General features: G+C 63.4%; 18 protein-coding genes and 1 tRNA gene. 14 read left to right on the plus strand and 5 right to left on the minus strand.

The annotated features are described in order from the left end of the window. Positions 1 to 5 precede the first annotated feature (5 nt). Positions 6 to 503, minus strand: coding sequence for a prolyl-tRNA synthetase associated domain-containing protein (locus NKJ01_RS21360; protein WP_502905891.1), 498 nt, complete (start codon positions 501 to 503; stop codon positions 6 to 8). 261 nt (positions 504 to 764) lie between these two features. Here NKJ01_RS21360 and NKJ01_RS21365 point away from each other — a divergent pair. The 7 genes from NKJ01_RS21365 (at position 765) to NKJ01_RS21395 (ending at position 8,056) form a co-directional block, all read left to right on the plus strand. Further along, positions 765 to 839, plus strand: a tRNA-Gly gene (locus NKJ01_RS21365). Between the two features lie 462 nt (positions 840 to 1,301). After that, positions 1,302 to 1,940 (plus strand): DUF1326 domain-containing protein, encoded by a 639-nt coding sequence (locus NKJ01_RS21370; protein WP_352605700.1) that lies wholly within the window; start codon positions 1,302 to 1,304, stop codon positions 1,938 to 1,940. 9 nt (positions 1,941 to 1,949) lie between these two features. Beyond that, positions 1,950 to 2,810, plus strand: coding sequence for a DUF2182 domain-containing protein (locus NKJ01_RS21375; RefSeq protein WP_352730728.1), 861 nt, complete (start codon positions 1,950 to 1,952; stop codon positions 2,808 to 2,810). 91 nt (positions 2,811 to 2,901) lie between these two features. Beyond that, complete coding sequence (locus NKJ01_RS21380) at positions 2,902 to 3,681, plus strand: glycosyltransferase family 25 protein (protein WP_352730730.1); 780 nt, start codon at positions 2,902 to 2,904, stop codon at positions 3,679 to 3,681. 198 nt (positions 3,682 to 3,879) lie between these two features. Then, entirely contained in the window at positions 3,880 to 4,443 is a 564-nt protein-coding gene (locus NKJ01_RS21385; protein ID WP_352730732.1) for a type 1 glutamine amidotransferase domain-containing protein, read from the plus strand. Between the two features lie 238 nt (positions 4,444 to 4,681). After that, positions 4,682 to 5,926, plus strand: coding sequence for a M24 family metallopeptidase (locus NKJ01_RS21390; protein WP_352730734.1), 1,245 nt, complete (start codon positions 4,682 to 4,684; stop codon positions 5,924 to 5,926). Between the two features lie 351 nt (positions 5,927 to 6,277). Next, on the plus strand, positions 6,278 to 8,056 hold the full coding sequence (locus tag NKJ01_RS21395) for an NAD(P)-binding domain-containing protein (RefSeq protein WP_352730736.1): 1,779 nt from the start codon (positions 6,278 to 6,280) through the stop codon (positions 8,054 to 8,056). Between the two features lie 161 nt (positions 8,057 to 8,217). On the opposite strand, the gene NKJ01_RS21400 is transcribed toward NKJ01_RS21395, so the two are convergent. After that, positions 8,218 to 9,453: an amidohydrolase/deacetylase family metallohydrolase gene (locus tag NKJ01_RS21400; protein ID WP_352730738.1), complete on the minus strand. Its 1,236-nt coding sequence runs from the start codon at positions 9,451 to 9,453 to the stop codon at positions 8,218 to 8,220. Positions 9,454 to 9,479: 26 nt separating this feature from the next. Next, positions 9,480 to 9,896: a RidA family protein gene (locus NKJ01_RS21405; protein ID WP_352730740.1), complete on the minus strand. Its 417-nt coding sequence runs from the start codon at positions 9,894 to 9,896 to the stop codon at positions 9,480 to 9,482. 158 nt (positions 9,897 to 10,054) lie between these two features. On the opposite strand from NKJ01_RS21405, the gene NKJ01_RS21410 reads away from it, so the two are divergent. The 3 genes from NKJ01_RS21410 to NKJ01_RS21420 all read left to right on the plus strand — a co-directional run bounded on the left by NKJ01_RS21410 (position 10,055) and on the right by NKJ01_RS21420 (position 11,730). Further along, complete coding sequence (locus tag NKJ01_RS21410) at positions 10,055 to 10,540, plus strand: hypothetical protein (protein ID WP_023763075.1); 486 nt, start codon at positions 10,055 to 10,057, stop codon at positions 10,538 to 10,540. 225 nt (positions 10,541 to 10,765) lie between these two features. Next, complete coding sequence (locus tag NKJ01_RS21415) at positions 10,766 to 11,521, plus strand: COG4280 domain-containing protein (protein WP_023763076.1); 756 nt, start codon at positions 10,766 to 10,768, stop codon at positions 11,519 to 11,521. Next, positions 11,518 to 11,730 (plus strand): hypothetical protein, encoded by a 213-nt coding sequence (locus NKJ01_RS21420; protein WP_352730742.1) that lies wholly within the window; start codon positions 11,518 to 11,520, stop codon positions 11,728 to 11,730. Before NKJ01_RS21415 ends, NKJ01_RS21420 begins: the two co-directional genes overlap by 4 nt. Here NKJ01_RS21420 and NKJ01_RS21425 read toward each other — a convergent pair whose 3' ends face one another. Beyond that, positions 11,731 to 12,366: a methyltransferase family protein gene (locus NKJ01_RS21425; protein ID WP_023763078.1), complete on the minus strand. Its 636-nt coding sequence runs from the start codon at positions 12,364 to 12,366 to the stop codon at positions 11,731 to 11,733. A 255-nt stretch (positions 12,367 to 12,621) separates the two neighbouring features. Here NKJ01_RS21425 and NKJ01_RS21430 point away from each other — a divergent pair, with 255 nt between their 5' ends. From NKJ01_RS21430 to NKJ01_RS21440, 3 genes are all read left to right on the plus strand, one after another. Then, the gene (locus NKJ01_RS21430; protein ID WP_352730744.1) at positions 12,622 to 13,413 is read left to right on the plus strand and encodes a COG4705 family protein; all 792 of its coding nucleotides are present in this window, start codon (positions 12,622 to 12,624) and stop codon (positions 13,411 to 13,413) included. Positions 13,414 to 13,549: 136 nt separating this feature from the next. After that, positions 13,550 to 14,227 (plus strand): winged helix-turn-helix domain-containing protein, encoded by a 678-nt coding sequence (locus NKJ01_RS21435; RefSeq protein WP_352608882.1) that lies wholly within the window; start codon positions 13,550 to 13,552, stop codon positions 14,225 to 14,227. Continuing rightward, complete coding sequence (locus tag NKJ01_RS21440) at positions 14,224 to 15,594, plus strand: HAMP domain-containing sensor histidine kinase (protein ID WP_352730747.1); 1,371 nt, start codon at positions 14,224 to 14,226, stop codon at positions 15,592 to 15,594. The genes NKJ01_RS21435 and NKJ01_RS21440 overlap by 4 nt, the downstream gene beginning before the upstream one ends. Before the next feature lie 45 nt (positions 15,595 to 15,639). On the opposite strand, the gene NKJ01_RS21445 is transcribed toward NKJ01_RS21440, so the two are convergent. After that, positions 15,640 to 16,068 carry an Lrp/AsnC family transcriptional regulator gene (locus NKJ01_RS21445; protein WP_352730749.1) on the minus strand — a complete coding sequence of 143 codons (429 nt, stop codon included), beginning with the start codon at positions 16,066 to 16,068 and terminating at the stop codon, positions 15,640 to 15,642. Positions 16,069 to 16,231: 163 nt separating this feature from the next. Between NKJ01_RS21445 and NKJ01_RS21450 the strand changes: the two genes are divergently transcribed. After that, positions 16,232 to 17,335, plus strand: coding sequence for a saccharopine dehydrogenase family protein (locus tag NKJ01_RS21450; RefSeq protein WP_352730751.1), 1,104 nt, complete (start codon positions 16,232 to 16,234; stop codon positions 17,333 to 17,335). Positions 17,336 to 17,446 lie beyond the last annotated feature (111 nt).

Consider the following 17,446-nt stretch of genomic DNA (forward strand, 5'->3'; position numbering starts at 1 on the left):
GGCGATCACGCTGAGACTTTCAAGATAGCAGCATCGTGCCCGGTTGCCTCGACGAATCTGATCAGGTCCCCTGCGGCGATTGACGTCGTCGCCTCATTGGTCAGCGGATGCGCGTTGATCACCGCATGCTCCATCAAATCCTTGTCGAGCACGAGCTTGACCCTGTTTGCGGTATCGTTGATGACGCCAAAGACCGTGACAGCGCCCGGCGTGACGCCAAGCAGCTCCATAAGCATCTCCGGCCTGCCGAAGGAGACGCGGCTGGCGGCGCCAATCACCTGGTGGATCTGCTTCAGGTCGACAACGGCATCCTCGCCGACGGTGACCAGGAAGAAATTGTCCTTCTTGTCCTTCAGGAACAGGTTTTTCGTGTGCCCGCCGACGATTTCGCCGCGCAGCGCCTGTGAATCGGCGACCGTGTAGAGAGGCGGATGGCGTTTCGTCGCCGTGATGATCCCGAGTTCGGCAAGAAAGGCCATCAGGTCGGCTTCGGTCTTCGGCATCGGTTTGTCTACGTCCCGTTGGTCAGCCCATGCCGTTTACGGCCAATGAGGCGGCCGACACAAGACCGTCATGCGACATCACCGTGAGCGGCACCGCCCTTCGCGGTGGCGCCCCCGCCGCCTGCCGCTCGCACGCCCGCCACCGCGCCGGTGGCTTGCCGGCATCGCCCGCCGTGTCACAAAAAAGCCTGCGATTTCCCTGTTGCAATCGCCGCGCTCTTCAGCCATATAGGCCCGGCTTGCGGCCAAGACGCCGTGTGAGCGGGTGTAGCTCAGGGGTAGAGCACAACCTTGCCAAGGTTGGGGTCGAGCGTTCGAATCGCTTCACCCGCTCCAAATCTTCTTTAGATTTGAAAAGCATCAAGGGCCCGGGTAACCGGGCCTTTTTGCTGTCTGGCGCCGGGGGAGAGGCGCGAGGGTATCGCCTTTCGACTTGCAATTGCGATCCCGATCGCCGGCGACCAGCCTATCCGAACGCAAGCATGAGGACTCCTTAGGGATTCGAGCCGCTGGATGCACCGTGGATTTTCCCCAATTCCAGGCATCGAATCGAGGGCCGCGCCGGCTGGGATGCCCGCGCTCCGCTTCTGCTGGGCGGCTGAATTTCGCCTTGCCGGTGTCGATCTGGAACAGCGTCTTTACGCCTGGCGTGTCTCGAGCGTGGACGCAAGGACCGCCAGACGATCGCAAAGAGCGGGCTTCCGGATTGAGCGGCAAATCGCGGAGCGACGCACGAACTGCTGGTGTGCGCCCAACGTTCGACGTATGATTGCTGCTCAATTTCGGGAGGAAAGAGCCATGGACGCAGTGCCTCAATGGCGCCTCGCGGGCGATTGGTTCGACATCTGCAGCTGCGACATCCCTTGCCCGTGCGAGTTCGCCCAGCGACCAACCGGCAATCACTGCCAGGGCGTGCTCGCCTGGCATGTGCGCGAGGGTCAGTATGGCGACGTGAAGCTCGACGGCCTGACGCTGGTGGCGCTCGGCGAGTTCGAAGGCAATCTATGGGCCGGCGAGGCAAAAGCCGTGATGGGCATGTACCTCGACGAGAAGGCGAATGAGTCGCAGCGCGAAGCCCTGCAGGTAATCTTCGGCGGCCACGCCGGCGGCTGGCCGGCGGGCTTTGCCGCCAATGTCGGCGAGATGCGTGGCATGGAATTTGTGCCAATCACTTTCGAGGTGGCGGGCGACCTCGCCACCTGGCGAGTCGAAATTCCTGGCCTCGTCGTCGGTCGCGCTGAAGCGCTTTCCGGTCCTACGACACCGCCCGGCAAGCGGGTGCAGACAATCAACCCGCCGGGCTCGGAGGTCGGCCCGGGCCAGGTTGCCACCTGGGGGCGTTCTGTCGAGGTGAGCACCAAGGGCTTCGGGCTGGACTGGACGGGCACGGCCCGCTCGAGCAAGCACATTCCATTCGACTGGTCCGGCCCGAACTAGGGCGTGCCGATGCCCGACGCGTTCCCCAGGAAAACGTGGCGGCTCGGGAATTTGCGTGGCATGCCGCTCGGCCTTCTCGCGTCGCTCGTCGTACTGACAGCGGCGGCATGGGCGCTCACCCTCTACCAGACCTTCAGCATGGACATGCCCATGGGCATTGCGGTGCGCGGCGGGATGGAGGGTATGGAAGGCATGGCCGGCATGGCGATGGCCGGAATTGCGGCCAACGGCTGGTCAGTCGCCGGCGTCGCCGCCTTTCTCGCTGTATGGACCGTGATGATGGCGGCTATGATGCTGCCGGCCGCGGCGCCCATGATCTTTATGTTCGCGGCGGCGCAAGCCAGGCGCGGATGGCAGGTGGCCATTCCGACCTGGATTTTCGTCGCGGGCTACCTTCTCGTCTGGGCGGCGGCGGGCCTTCTCGTGTATGTCCTGGTCCAGTTCGGCAGCGAGTTTGCGACGAGCTTCGACCCGCCCCAGCGGTCGAAATGGGCGCCGCTCGCGCTCGGTGCCACGCTTGGCGTCGCCGGCCTCTACCAGTTCACGACCCTCAAGCACATTTGCCTCAGCCGTTGCCGCTCGCCGCTCGCATTCGTTGCCCAGCACTGGCGCGACGGGCGGGTTGGCGCGCTTGGGATGGGGCTGCGCCACGGGCTGTATTGCTTCGGTTGCTGCTGGGCGCTGTTCGCCATACTGGTCGCAGCCGGCGTCATGAGCCTCGCCTGGATGCTGCTTTTGACACTGATCGTCTTCGTCGAGAAGCTGATGCAGCGTGGCCGACGCTTCGAAGCTGCTTTGGGCATTGCGCTAATTGCCCTCGGGATCGCCGTATCGCTCGGGGTGATCGAGATGCCTTGGACAAGCGGCTAGAACCGGATGGTTTCAGGTCGATTCGACCTGAATTTGAATCCGCCTCCAAATCAAAGAGCTTCAGCACGACTCGAATAAGAAGCTGTGTCCCGTGACCGTTCAAGGCGTAGACTCGCAAAAAGCCGATGGCTATACACGGCAAATGCCTACGTTTCCCGCCGACCAGGTCTATGTACGTGTTTGCCACGTCAAGCAGGGCTATGAAGACCGCGAACAGCACATTGCAAGGCAGGTCGCTCGCCATGGTATCCCGGCCACCTGGTATCTTCACTGGGATGTTTCAGATATTACTGACGAAGAGGTCGAAAGGCTTACCGTGCCAGGCGCTCTCAAACTGGCGGAACTGTCCTGCTCCTTGAAACACATCGGGATCTGGCGTGAGTTTCTGCAGACCGACAAGCCCTATTGTCTGGTCTTTGAGGACGACGTTTTCCTGGCCGCCAATTTCAATACGAAATTTAACGCGGCTCTGGCGGAGCTCGGCGATCCAAACCGCAAGGCCGTCATCTATATCGGCAATGCCGGTACGTACTACATTTCGGCGTTCAAGTTGAAGCGCGGACAACATCTCTATCCAGCCCCTCACGGCAGATCCACCGATTCCTATATCATCACCCGCTCCGTGGCAGCCGAGAGGTGCGCCTGGTTTGATGCACGCAAGATGTCCGCGCCGATCGGCCACGAGATCGACGGTGCGGACGCGGCGCTCGGGGTGGAGGTGCTTTGGTTCGAGAGACCCTTTGTTGAGCAGGGCACGCACAATGGCGCCTTCTTGACGTCCATAAATCCCGACAGTCAACGGCCGCTTTGGTACAAGCGCATCGAGTGGCAGTATAAAAAATATCGCCGACAGCTCGTTGGCCATATGTAGCGCTCGCCGCGACCCGGCGAGGCTGCGCGGCCGAACCTGGTTTCAACCGGCTTTTGGGTCGACAACATTGACCGGGCCGGTGGGGGGACCTGACCGAAATCCCTCAATCATCCTCCAGAAGTCACATAAAGTTACAGCAAGGAACGCTTCCCGCTGGACCTCGTTAGCCCTTCCATCAACCCAATGATGGAGAAAACCATGCAGGACATTTCCGGCAAGCGCGTCGCTATCCTTGCGACAAATGGCTTTGAACAGGCCGAACTTGAGGTGCCGCTCAAGAAATTGCGCGAAGCGGGCGCCGAGGTCGATGTCGTGTCGCTCGCAAGCGGCAAGATCAAAGGCTGGGACCACAAGGATTGGGGCCGCGAGGTGCCCGTCGATAAGATGTTGGATGAGACGCGGGCGGATGACTATGACGCGATCGTGCTGCCCGGCGGCGTTATCAACCCCGATCTGCTGCGGATCGAGCCGAAAGTCCTCAATTTCATCAAATCGTTCTGGTCGGCCAACAAGGTCGTCGGCGCGATCTGCCATGCGCCCTGGCTTCTCGTCGAGACCGGAATTGTGAAGGGCCGCCGGGTCACGTCCTACAAATCGATCAAGACCGACGTAATCAATGCCGGTGGTGTCTGGGAAGACAGCGCGGTGGTCACCGACCAGGGGCTTGTCACCAGCCGCAACCCAGGCGATCTCGACGCGTTCTGCGACAAGCTCGCCGAGGAAATCAGGGAAGGGCGGCACGACAGGCGCGCTGCGGCTTAGCCGCCCACCAAGCCGGCCCAGCCGAAGCCCGTCGCCAAGCTGGAATCGATCAAATAGCAGTTTCCGTTCGTTGCTCCCTCCGTCATCACAGGAGCAATCGCTTCAGACCAGCGCCCGGAAAGGGCAGTGGTCGAAACCGCTGGGTTGTGTCCCGCGGCACAACGCCTGCCCCACATCTGCCACTTGATCGTGGCTGTCCGGAATGCTCCGTTGCCGCTTCGGACATTCGGAGAAACCCATGACAGGCTTTGTCGACCGCGAGCGCGCGGCTCAACTGATGGATCGCGCCGGTATCGAGGCGCTGGTGCTGTGCGCGCCCGAGGCCTTCCACTATGCGACCGGCGCCTCGATCGGCCCGGCCGGGCTGTTCCGGCGCGCCGGTGCCGGCTTCGTCGTCATTCCCGCTGGCCAGGACCTGCCGATCGGCGTGGTGGTGGCGGACTTCAATGCGGCGCAGCTGCAGGCGGCACTGCCCGAAGCTGTCATTCGCAGCCACCCGGTCTGGATCGAAACGGCTACGGTTGACGCCTCGACGTCCGGCCTGGCGCTGGCGCAACGCATCGAGGCTGGCCTGACATCGTCCGGCCGGGCGCCTGATTTCTCGCGGCCGGCGACATTCGACCTGGCCAATTCCGTCCGCGCGCTGAAGGAGATCTTGACCTGCTTCGGTCTCGACCGCGCAATGATCGGCGTCGATCTCGATTTCATCGCCGCCGCAGATTTCTTGGCCATGCAGGCGTTGCTGCCGGCCTGCATCATGGTTGATGGCTCGGCCGCGCTCGACAGGCTGCGGGCCATCAAGTCGCAACGCGAGATCGACCTTTTGCAGCAAGGCATCACCCTGTCGGAGGCCGGGTTGGAGCGGCTGCAGGTGGATGCGATGGCCGGTATGCGCCAGGCCGATCTCATTGCCCTCTACCGGGAAGGCGTCGCCGGCGCCGCGGCGGGCCTGTCCCATCCCGTGGCGACGGCCGAATATGTGACGCTGGGCGCGAAGGCCAAGGCTGCCGATGCGAAAGCCGTGCCCGGCGACCCGCTGAAGTGCGACATGGTCTGCACCGTCGGCGGCTACGCCTCCGACATGTCGCGAAACTTCACCTTCGGGCCGCCATCCGCTGAGCGGGCCGAGCTGCATGCGATCGCCGAACAGGCCTTCGAGGACGGGCTGGCATCCCTTGTTCCGGGGACCACGCTCGCCCACGTGCATCGCGTCGCCACCGAGAGCCTGTCGCGGCAAGGGCTGCGCTCCTATCGCCGCGGTCATTTCGGCCATGGCGTCGGACAATCGGTCTTTTCCGAACAATGGCCGTTCATTGCGGCCGACAGCGATGTCGCGATCGAAGCCGGCATGGTGCTGGCTTTCGAGATCCCGCTCTACATCGATGGCCTCGCCAGCTTCAATCTCGAGGACCAGTTCCTGATCACGCCGGATGGACCTGTCGCCATGAACCGCCTGCCGAGGCGGCTGGAGGTGATTGGATAGCGAAGGCCCTTGGGGCGCTCTGTGGTCGGCTTACTTCCGGGTGTCATACTGCGCCAGTGGTCATCATCCAGAATGGCCCACGTGGAGCCATGGCCTGCAAACATGCTAAGAAGTCTGCCTCGCAACCCGGGAAAGGATCATGACCGAAGCTGGCAGCCAGGAAGGACCTGATCCGGGCCACGATATGGAGGGCGCGATCCTGCCATGCGCATCCTCGACATCACTTGGCTGATCAAGGATTCCGGCAAGGAGATGGAGCCGCTCGGGGATTGAGGCTGCGCTTCTGCCTTCTCCCACAAGTGGAGAAGGAAAGAACGGGCGAGGCCAACGCCAAAACGAAAGTGGGAAGTAATGCTGGACATGGCACCATCGAAACAGGCAGCGGCATGGCTCGCTTCTTTTGCGCACGCGCTCGAAGCGGGCGATGGGGCGGCAGCGAGCAACCTGTTCGTCGACGACTGCTACTGGCGCGATCTCCTGACCTTCACCTGGAACATCACGACCATGGAAGGCCGCGACGCGATCGCCGGCATGCTCGAGGCAACGCTGGCGACGACCAGGCCGACGGCATGGCAGCTGACCGGCGAGGCGACTTCGGACGAGGGTACCATCGAGGCCTGGCTCAGCTTCGAGACAGCTGTGGCGTCAGGAGAGGGCATCATGCGGCTGCGCGATGGCCGCTGCCGGACATTGTTTACCGCGATGACCGAGCTCAAAGGGTTCGAGGAGCGCAAGGGGGCAAAGCGTCCGCTCGGCGTCCGCCACAAGGCCGATCCCGAGCGTGAGACCTGGTCGGAGGCGCGGGCGCGCGAGACACGCAAGCTTGGCGCCGAAGAGCAACCCTATTGCCTGGTCATCGGCGGCGGCCAGGGCGGCATCATGCTCGGCGCGCGGCTGCGCCAGCTCGGCGTGCCCACCATCGTCATCGAGAAAAATTCAAGGCCCGGCGATTCCTGGCGCAACCGCTACCGTACGCTCGTGCTGCATGACCCGGTCTGGTACGACCATCTGCCCTACATTCCCTTCCCGGAAAACTGGCCGGTTTTCACGCCCAAGGACAAGATGGGCGACTGGTTGGAAATGTACACGCGCGTGATGGAGCTCAACTATTGGCCCGCCACGAACTGCCTCAGCGCCAGCTATGACGAGGCGGAGAAAGTCTGGACCGTGATGGTCGATCGCGCCGGCCAGCACATCACGCTGAAGCCGAAGCACATCGTCTTCGCCACCGGCGCCTATGGTCCACCGCGCCGGATCGACCTGCCGGGCGCCGATCGATACAAAGGCGAGCTGCTGCATTCCAGCCAATATGACAGCGGCGAGAAGTTCCACGGCAGACGCGTCGCGGTCATCGGTGCGGCAAGCTCCGGTCATGATGTCTGTGTCGATCTCTGGGAAAGCGGCGCCGACGTCACCATGATCCAGCGCTCGCCGACCACCGTGGTCAAGTCGGACACGCTGATGGAGGTCGGTTTCGAGATCTTCTCGGAGAAGGCATTGGCGCGCGGCATCACCACCGAGAAAGCCGACATGATCGTCGCCTCGATGCCGTTCGCGCTCGTACCCAAGGGCCAGCGGGCTCTCTACGAGGTGATCAAGGCGCGCGACGCGACCTTCTACGCCCGCCTGCGCGCCGCCGGCTTCGCCATCGATTTCGGCGACGACGAGACCGGCCTTCTGATGAAGGCCTACCGCACCGGCTCCGGCTACTATATCGATGTCGGCGCGTCCGACCTGATCATCGACGGCAAGATCGGCATCCGCAGCGGCGTCGCCATCAGATCGCTGACGCAGGACGGCATCCTGTTCGAGGACGGCACCGAACTCGCCGCCGACGCGATTATCGCCTGCACCGGCTATCAGTCGATGAACGAGACGGTGGCGCAAATCGTCTCGCGCGAGGTCGCCGACAAGGTCGGCCCCTGCTGGGGTCTTGGCTCGGGCGTCAAGGGCGATCCCGGACCATGGCAGGGCGAGCTGCGCAACATGTGGAAACCGACCGCGCAGGAAGCGCTGTGGTTCCACGGCGGCAACCTCGCGCTGTCGCGCTTCTATTCGAAGTATGTAGCGCTGCAGATCAAAGCACGGATGGAGGGGATTGAGACGCCGGTTTATGGAGCGGTGAGCTGACGCTGCTGATCTCCCCCCTCGAGGGGGAGATGTCGCCGAAGGCGACAGAGGGGGTCGCTTCACGTAAAGCTCCAACCTCCATCTGCCACAAGCAGGTCGCATCCAGTCGAACCGACCCCCTCTGGCCTGCCGGCCATCTCCCCCTCAAGGGGGGAGATCAGCTAATCATGCCGGTGCCGGAAATGCTGGGCCGCCACCTCGATATGCGTATGCGACCCATGCGGCTCGAAACGCTCGGTCTCGCTGACGTCGTTCACCGCCTCGTTTGGCCACCACGTGCCGCCGATGGCGATGCCTTCGCAGACCAGCCGCTGGTCGGCGACCAGCGAGGCGCCGACCGCGTCGACGAAGGTGAAGCGGCCCGGGCGCTGCCGCAGCACGGCGACATCGCCGACGGTGCCGACCGCCAGAGTGCCGAGATCGGGCCGCGCGATCGCCCGCGCTGGCGTTTGCGTCGCGGCGCGCAAAACCTCGACCAGCGGCATGCCGAGCGCCAGCAGCTTCGACATGCAGACCAGGATGTCGAAGGCCGGCCCGTCGACGCAGTAGAGATGCACGTCGCTGCTGATCACGTCGGGCGCCAACCCTTCCTCGAGCATCGCCCGCGCGACCGCGAAATCGAACGAGCCCATGCCATGGCCAAGATCGAAGATGACGCCGCGCTCGCGCGCCAGCCGCATGTCCGGTCGCACAGCGCCGGAGGCGAACACCGGCGCATTGGGGAAAGGCCGGAAGCAATGAGTGAGGATATCACCCTTGCGCAGGCGCGGCAGCACTTCCGAGCGGCCTGGAGGCGGCTCGTCGATATGCGCCATCAGCGGCAGGTCGGCCTGGTCGGCGGCCTCCAGCGCGAGGTCGACCGGCACGATGCCGCTGGTGCCGCCGGCATGCTTGCCGGAGCGGACCTTTACGCCGACCACGACGTCGCGATGTTCGCGCACTGCCGCGACCACCTCGCGCGGATCGCACAGCCTGAGATCGCTGCACTCGCCGACCGACACCGTCTGCGAGAAGCCAAAAATGCCGGCAAAGGAAATGTTGACATAGGCCAGGATGCGGACCTTCGAGCGCTCCATGACGTGGCGGCGGAAGCCAAGGAAATTGCCGGCTCCCGCGCTGCCCGCATCGATGAAGGTGGTGGTGCCGCTCTTGGCGGCCAGCCGATCGGCATCGACGCCGAGCGAAGTGCCACCCCAATAAACGTGGCTGTGCAGGTCGACGAGGCCTGATGTGACGATGCAGCCGGTGGCATCGACGACCTGCGCGGCGCTGGTCACCGGGATATCGGCGTCGATCGCGGCGACCCGGCCATTGGCAATGGCGACATCGCGCGGCGCGTCGATGCCGGCCGCCGGATCGATCAGCCGTCCACCCTTAAGCAGGAGGTCGAATTGCATTGGGGCCACCCCGGTTCGCCGTTCGCTTACAGAGGCCGGTAGGCGACCGCCTCGAGTTCGATCTTGATATCGATCATCAGCCGCGATTCGACCGTGGTGCGGGCCGGCGGGTTCTTCGGAAAGTGCTTGGCATAGACCGCGTTGAAGGCGCCGAAATCGCGCGCATCTTCCAGCCAGACCGTGGTCTTGACCACATCGTCCAGGGTGCAGCCGGCGAGCGCCAGTGCCGCCTTCACATTGGCGAGCACCTGTTCGGTTTGTTCCGAAATGCCGCCCTTGACCACGATGCCATCGCTGCCGATGGGCACCTGGCCGGAGATGTAGACGAGATCGCCGGCCCGCACGGCTGGCGACAACGGCACATGGGATGTTCCGAAAGTCTGCTTGGGCAAGGGATAACCTCCTCTGGTACAGGGACGGGATGCACCCGCTTGCGTCGACATTTACCCCGATCGGGGCGATCCTCATAGAACTTTGTTGGAAAGCAACATTCCAGGGGATTCATGTTGCTTTATTACAGAAGCGCTTGCATCGTGCGCCCAAACGGGCAGCCTTGTAGGCCGCAGCGGAAGACGCGTTTGGCAGACCGGAGACAACAGCAATGACCTACGACAAGAACCCGTTTCCGGCAGGCGATGCCGATCGCCACGCGCTGTGGGAAATGCTGGTGCGGCGCGACATCGACGCCTTCATCGGCCAGGACTGGGCGATGGTCGAGAACGATTTCGTGACCGAAAGCTTCTTCGGCATGCACGCGCATTTCCTCAGCAATGCCGACGCCTGGCGGCTGCAGTTTCCGCGGCTGGAAGTCTATCGCGACGAGTGGCTGCGCCAGGCCAAGGAGACCGCGGCGACAAAATTCGCCGAGCCGCTGCGCGAGGCGCTGTTTCGCGTCACCAACATGCGCGACATCGATGTCGACGGCGACCGCGCCGTGCTGCACAAGAAATTCGACGGCTCGATCGCCAAGGCCGACGGCAGCGTCGACAGGCTGAAGTGGCAGACGCTGTATTTCTGCACCAAGGTCGGCGGCAGCTGGAAGATCGCGGGTTTTGTCGGCTACATGCCGCATCCGCTCGGCGGCTAGGCAATTCCGGGAAAGTTTTTAGCGGTTTCCATGGGGAACTGAGCAAAAACAAATAGCTGGCGAGCCGCGACCGCGACGGCGAGGTCGCCACCATTAGCCGGTTAACTATGCCTGCCGTGGGTCAGGCCTCGGCCGCCCTGCTGCATACGGATTTGTAAGAATGCTGTTGGGCGCCGCGGCAATGTCTATGGTAGAAAAGCCTGCATTCCTGCGGGGACAGCAGCCATGACTGATTTCGCACCGTTGGTTTCCACCGTAAGCGCGGCCTTTCTCGGCTCGTTCGTTGAGGTGGTCGAAGCCTTCACAATCGTGCTCGCGGTCGGCTTGACCCGAGGCTGGCGGCCGGCATTGACCGGCGCCGCATTGGCGCTGGCACTCCTGGCGGCGCTCGTGCTGGCTTTCGGGCCGTTGCTGGCGCTTGTTCCCATCACCGCGCTGCAATTCACGGTCGGCGTCCTGCTCATCCTGTTCGGCATGCGGTGGCTGCGCAAGGCCATTCTGCGCAGCGTCGGGATCGTCCCGCTGCATGACGAGGAGGCGGCGTTCTCGAAGGAAACCGCGGCACTTCGCCAACAGGCCGGCGACCGCCGCGCGGACTACCTGGCCGGGCTGGCGGCATTCAAGGCGGTGCTGCTGGAAGGTGTCGAGGTGGTGTTCATCGTCATCGCGGTTGGCGGCGCACATGGACAAACACTCAACGCCGGCCTTGGGGCGCTGGCAGCGTTCGTCCTGGTGATGATCATCGGCCTCGCCGTCCATCGTCCATTGGCACGCGTTCCTGAAAACGCGCTGAAGTTCGTCGTCGGCGTGATGCTGACCAGCTTTGGCATTTTCTGGACCGGTGAAGGTATTGGCGCCGACTGGCCCGGTGCCGATCTCACATTGCTGGCGATCTTCGCGGTCATGGCGCTCGCATCCTTTGCCATCGTCCACTGGTTGCGCGACACCCATCGCGCTCCAACCGGAGAACACCTTCGATGAGCGTCGTACGCATCGCTCTCAAGGAGCTTATCGGCATGTTCATGGACGACGGCAGCCTGGCGCTGCTGGCGCTGATCCTGATAGCGGCGGTCACGGCAGCGGTGAAGCTGCTGGCGCTGCCGCCACGGCTCGGCGGCATCCTGCTGCTGATCGGCTGCCTGGCTATTCTGGCGCACAGCGCGCGGCGGGCAGCGGTGCGGCGGCGCTGATCAGTAGAGCGTGACGAAGGCTGGGAACAACAGGCCGGTCGCCCTGAAATGCTCGACCAGTTCGACGGCCGGGAAGATGGCGAGGAAATAGAGGCCGTCCAAAAATGTCCGCTTGAGCGCCCGCGTCGAGAACTGCAGCTCGTCATGGTCGTGGTACAGAAAGGGATTTGGCCAGAACCGGGGCGTGATCTTGATATAGGCAAGATAGACCGGGCCGAATTTGCCCAGCAGAAATTCGGCTTCCTTGCGCGCCGTGGCGCGAAAGATGAAAAAACTCGCAAGGCCCAACGCCAGCGCCGCAAACATCGAGCCGTACACCAATCCGATGCCGATCGCGCCGATCGTCGAGAAGAAGTAGAGCGGGTTCTGCATTGTCGAGAACGGTCCCGTCGAGACCAGTTCCTGGTTCTTTTTGCCGCCGACATAGAGGATGCTCCAGAGCCGTCCGACGACGCAGACGAGCACCAGGCACAAGCCGAGAAGCTCGAGCGCTTCGTGCCCGTCCGAGCCCTCCGTCAACCCAGGTTTGGTGAGAAACAGGAGCAGCACCGCCAGCACCGCCGCGACCCGCACGAAGATCAACCGCTTGCGCTGGTCGAAGGCCCGTGAAACCGGCTTGAGGGAAGCGTAGGTCATTCTTGTTTTCCTTGGGCTTCCAAAGCGGGCATTGGCCAAGTTTCGGAGCACTGATCACCACACTGATGGCGGATGCAAGGCCCTCGCATTTCATCAGCGCATCGCGAGGCATTCGTAAAGATCTTTTGCGCAGCCCATGCCCATTCTTACGAATTTGTATGCCGCAGGACAGGCTGAGGTGAACTCTGCTGCCTACGGTGCGGCATGCCGGCTCGGCTCTGCTGAGCCGCGATCGAAGATTTCGGGATATCCGCCATGCTCTCGCCCAACAGACAACAACCCGCCGCGCCGACCCAGAACAGGGTTCCCGACATCACGCTCGACTTCTGGCTTGTCAAACTGATGGCGGTCACCACAGGCGAGACCGCAGCCGACTATCTCGCCGTCAACCTTGGACTTGGGTTGACCGTCACATTGCTGGTCATGAGCGGCGTCCTGGTAGCCACGCTTGTCGCCCAATTCGCGCAGAAACGCTACGTCCCATGGACGTACTGGCTGGCGGTGGTATTGGTCAGCGTCGTCGGCACGCTGGTGACGGACAACCTCGTCGACACTTTCGGCGTACGCCTTGAGACGACGACAATTGCCTTCTCGGTGGCGCTCGCCGCGACATTCGCGGTCTGGTACGCTAGCGAAAGGACGCTGTCGATCCACACCATCTTCACCACCAGGCGCGAGATCTTCTACTGGCTGGCGATCCTCTTGACTTTCTCGCTCGGCACCGCCGCCGGCGATCTCGTCGCCGAAAGCTTCGACATGGGCTACCTCACCACGGGGCTGCTGTTCGGCGGCGTCATCGCGCTCATCACGCTCGCCTACTGGCTGCTCGATCTGGACAGCATCCTGGCCTTCTGGCTCGCCTACATCCTGACGCGGCCGCTTGGCGCCTCCTTCGGCGACCTGCTGTCGCGGTCGACCGGGCATGGCGGCCTGGGCTTCGGCACCACCTTCACCAGCCTGCTCTTCCTCGGCGGCATCATTGCCGTCGTCCTCCACATGACCCTGATGGGCGACGAAGCCGACAAAATCCTGCTGGAATCGGACTGACTCAGGGCGCGGATGTGCTTGCGTTGACCGACCGTATGCCTTGGCAGCGCTCCGAACCCCTGCGCGCTCGTGACATCCTAGGAACGGCCCCATGCCGGTGGTAGCTTGCCAATCTCGGCAACGGACCGGACCTTTCATGCGACTGCTTCTCGTCGAGGACGACCACAGGACGGCTGACTACATCGTCAGGGGGCTGACCGAGGCCGGCCATGTCTGCGACCTGCTTCGCAACGGCCATGACGGGCTTTTCGCGGCGACCAGCGGCAACTATGACGTGATTATCGCCGATCGCATGATCCCCGGTCTCGACGGCCTGTCGATGATCAAGTCGGTTCGCGCAGCCGGCGTGGGGACGCCGGCGATCTTTCTCACCTCCGTCGGCGGCGTCGACGACCGCGTCGAAGGGCTCGAGGCGGGCGGTGACGATTATTTGGTCAAGCCCTTCGCCTTTTCCGAGCTTCTCGCCCGCATCAATGCGCTTGGCCGCCGGCCGGCGGCGCAGGAGCAGAAGACCGTTCTGCGGGTTGCCGATCTGGAGATGGACCTGATCATGCGCCGCGTTATCAGGCGGGGCCAGCCGATCGACCTGCAGCCGAGGGAGTTCAGCCTGCTGGAAGTGTTGATGCGCGGCGAGGGCCGCGTCATCACCCGCACCATGCTTCTGGAGCGTGTCTGGGATTTTCATTTCGATCCCAGGACCAGCGTCGTTGAAACCCATATCAGCCGGCTACGGGCCAAGGTCGACAAACCCTTCGGAACCCAGCTCATCCATACGGTCCGCAACACCGGCTACAGCCTGCACGCGCCGTCATGACCGGAACATGGTCCCGCCTGCTGCGCAGCACGCCGTTCCGGCTTGCCTTGACCTTCGCCTTCCTGTTCGTGCTGGCCTTCGTGCTATCGGGCGCCATCGTCTACCAGATGATGAGCGCCGATCTTGCCGAGCGGCTCGACGACACAATCAAGGAGACTTACGCGGTCGTCGCCGCGACCTATGGCGACAATGATCTCAAGGAGCTGGTAGAGACCGTCGGCAGCCACTCCATGCGCAGCCTCAAGAAGGAGCAGCTATTTTCGCTGGCCGACACGGCCGGCAACCGCCTGGCCGGCAATTTCACCGCGGCGGGGCTTCCCGACGGCTTCTCGATGTTCGATGCCGAGATGCCCGGCGTGCCGCCGGGCGCCGAGTACCGCGCCTATTCCGGTCCGGTCGGCGGCAACACCTTGACCGTCGCCTTCAGCCTTTCCGAAACGGAGGAGCTGGAGACGATCGTGCTGATGAGCTTCGGCTGGGGGACGCTCATCATCACCGGGCTGGCGGTCGCCGGCGGCGCCCTGCTTGCCTCACGTGTCCAGCGCCGTCTCGACGGCATCGCCGCCACCATGGTGGATGTCTCGCACGGACGGCTGGACACCCGCATTCCGCTGACCGGCAAGGGCGACGATATCGACATCGTCTCAACCCAGGTCAACGCCGCGCTCGATCGACTGTCGGCGCTGGTGGAAGGCATGAAACAGGTCAGCGCCAACATCGCGCACGATCTGAAGACGCCGCTCAACCGGCTGCAGATGATCCTCGACGGCGCGTCCGAAAAGAACCTGTCGGGTCAGAAAATCGCCGGTGAGCTGGCCGAGGCGCATGCCGAGAGCCTGCAGATCAACGAGACCTTCGACGCGCTGCTGCGCATCGCCCAGATCGAGGCCGGGGCGCGCCGGGCGCGGTTCAGCGATGTCGACCTGGGCGAGGTGCTGCAAACCATCGCCGAGATCTACACCGACGTGGCCGAGGACGACGGAAAATCGCTGTCGTTGGCGCAACGGCATGAAACGACGGACCGGATCCACGGCGATCGCGAGCTTCTGACGCAGATGTTCGCCAATCTGGTCGAGAACGCGCTGCGCCATTGTCCATCACGCACATCCATCAAACTGTCGGTGACGCGCCAGGGCGACCACGTTGTCGCCAGCGTTGCCGACAACGGTCCCGGCATTCCCGCCGACGAGCGCGAAAAAGTGTTCCAGCGGCTCTACCGGCTGGACCACAGCCGCTCGACACCCGGCAGCGGGCTGGGCCTCAGCCTCGTCAGGGCCATCGCCGATCTGCATGGCGCATCCATCGCGCTGGGCGATTGCCGGCCCGGGCTTGAGGTGGCGGTGAGTTTCCCCGTGGCGACGGATTAGCCGGCGAAACGCCTGGTATTGGCCAAGTCCCCAGAAGCCCCGCCCTCACCGATCAATCCGCGTCGACAGGATGATCGAAGACAAGGTTCGCTCGACCCCGTCCATGGCGCCGATCTGGTCGAGCAGCAGATCGAGATCGCGGATCGACGGCGCATCGACGATGACGATCATGTCGAAATTGCCGCTGACCGAATGCAGCGTCCTGACCGGTGCCAGCGCGCGCAGGCCGCGCACCACCTTGTCAGCGAGTTTGGGTGTCACGGTGAGCAGCACATGCGCCCGGACCAGCCCCTGCTCGTAGTCCGGCGCCAGCCGCACACCATAGCCTGTGATGATGCCGCGTTGCTCCAGCCGTTCAAGCCGGCTCTGCACGGTCGTGCGTGACACGCCGAGCCGCCGCGCGAGCTCGGCGGTCGAGGCGCGCGCGTTCTCGCGCAGCAGAGAAAGCAGGGCCTGTTCGGCGTCACTGAGCATTTCAACGATTCCTGTCGGCAGATCGCGCAATCATGGTTTCGCTTCGAACAATTCCACGCTTCCTTTCGACGGGCAAGCTGCGATCCTTATCAATGTCGCCCAAAAGCGTGCAGCGGTTTTGGGACAACGACATGCATTGAACAAAAGATGTGAGGGATCGGTCATGAAAAAAGTAGTTGTTGTCGGCGCCGGCAAGATAGGCTCGACCATTGCCGAGATGCTTGCCGCCACCGGGGATTATCAGGTCACGCTCGTCGATCGCTCGGCCGCGCAGCTCGCTGCTGCCGAACTGCCGGCCACGGTTGCGACGCTGGAGCTCGACATCGAGGCATCCGGCACGCTGGAAGCGGCCCTCGCCGGCAAGTTCGCGGTGCTGAGTGCCGCCCCCTTCCATCTGACCACGCGCATCGCCGAGGCGGCGGCAGCCGCCGGCGTGCACTATCTCGATCTTACAGAGGACGTCGTCTCGACCCGCCGGGTCAAGGAACTGGCGCGCTCGGGCAAGAGCGCCTTCATCCCGCAATGCGGCCTGGCGCCGGGCTTCATCTCGATCGTCGCCAACGATCTCGCCAGCCGCTTCGACACGCTGGAAAGCGTGCGCATGCGCGTCGGCGCCCTGCCGCAATACCCGTCCAACGCGCTGAACTACAATCTGACCTGGAGCACCGACGGCGTCATCAACGAATATTGCGAGCCCTGCGAGGCGATCGTCGAGGGCGAGCTGGTCGAAGTGCCGCCGCTGGAGGAGCGCGAGGAATTCTCGCTCGACGGCGTCACCTACGAGGCCTTCAACACCTCCGGTGGGCTGGGCACGCTGGCCGAGACGCTGAAGGGCAAGGTGCGCACGCTGAACTACCGCACCATCCGCTACCCCGGCCATGCCGCGATCATGAAGGCGCTGCTCAACGACCTTGGCCTGCGCCACCGCCGCGACGTGCTCAAGGACATTTTCGAAAGCGCCCTGCCGGCGACGCTGCAGGACGTGGTCATCGTCTTCGTCACCGTCTCCGGTCGCAAGAACGGCCGCCTGCTGCAAGAGACCTACGCCAACAAGATCTACTCCCAGCGGGTTGGCCAGGTGGTGCGCAGCGCCATCCAGATCACCACCGCGTCCGGCATCTGCGCCGTGCTCGACATGCTGGCCGACGGCAGCCTGCCGGCGACCGGCTTCGTCAAGCAGGAAGACATCGCGCTCGACGCCTTCCTCGCCAACCGCTTCGGCCGCGCCTATGCCCAGCACGAGATGGCGAGCCGACTGGCGAGTTGAGCGCCTAATCTCCCCCCTTGTGGCAGGGCTATCGCATATGAGTAAAGAGGCTAAGCAGGTTTTGATCGGCCCATCGTGCCTTGAGTCGTTTGTGGCTGAGCGGGATGTTTT

This window comes from Mesorhizobium sp. M0276, assembly GCF_040321755.1.
Lineage (GTDB): Bacteria > Pseudomonadota > Alphaproteobacteria > Rhizobiales > Rhizobiaceae > Mesorhizobium.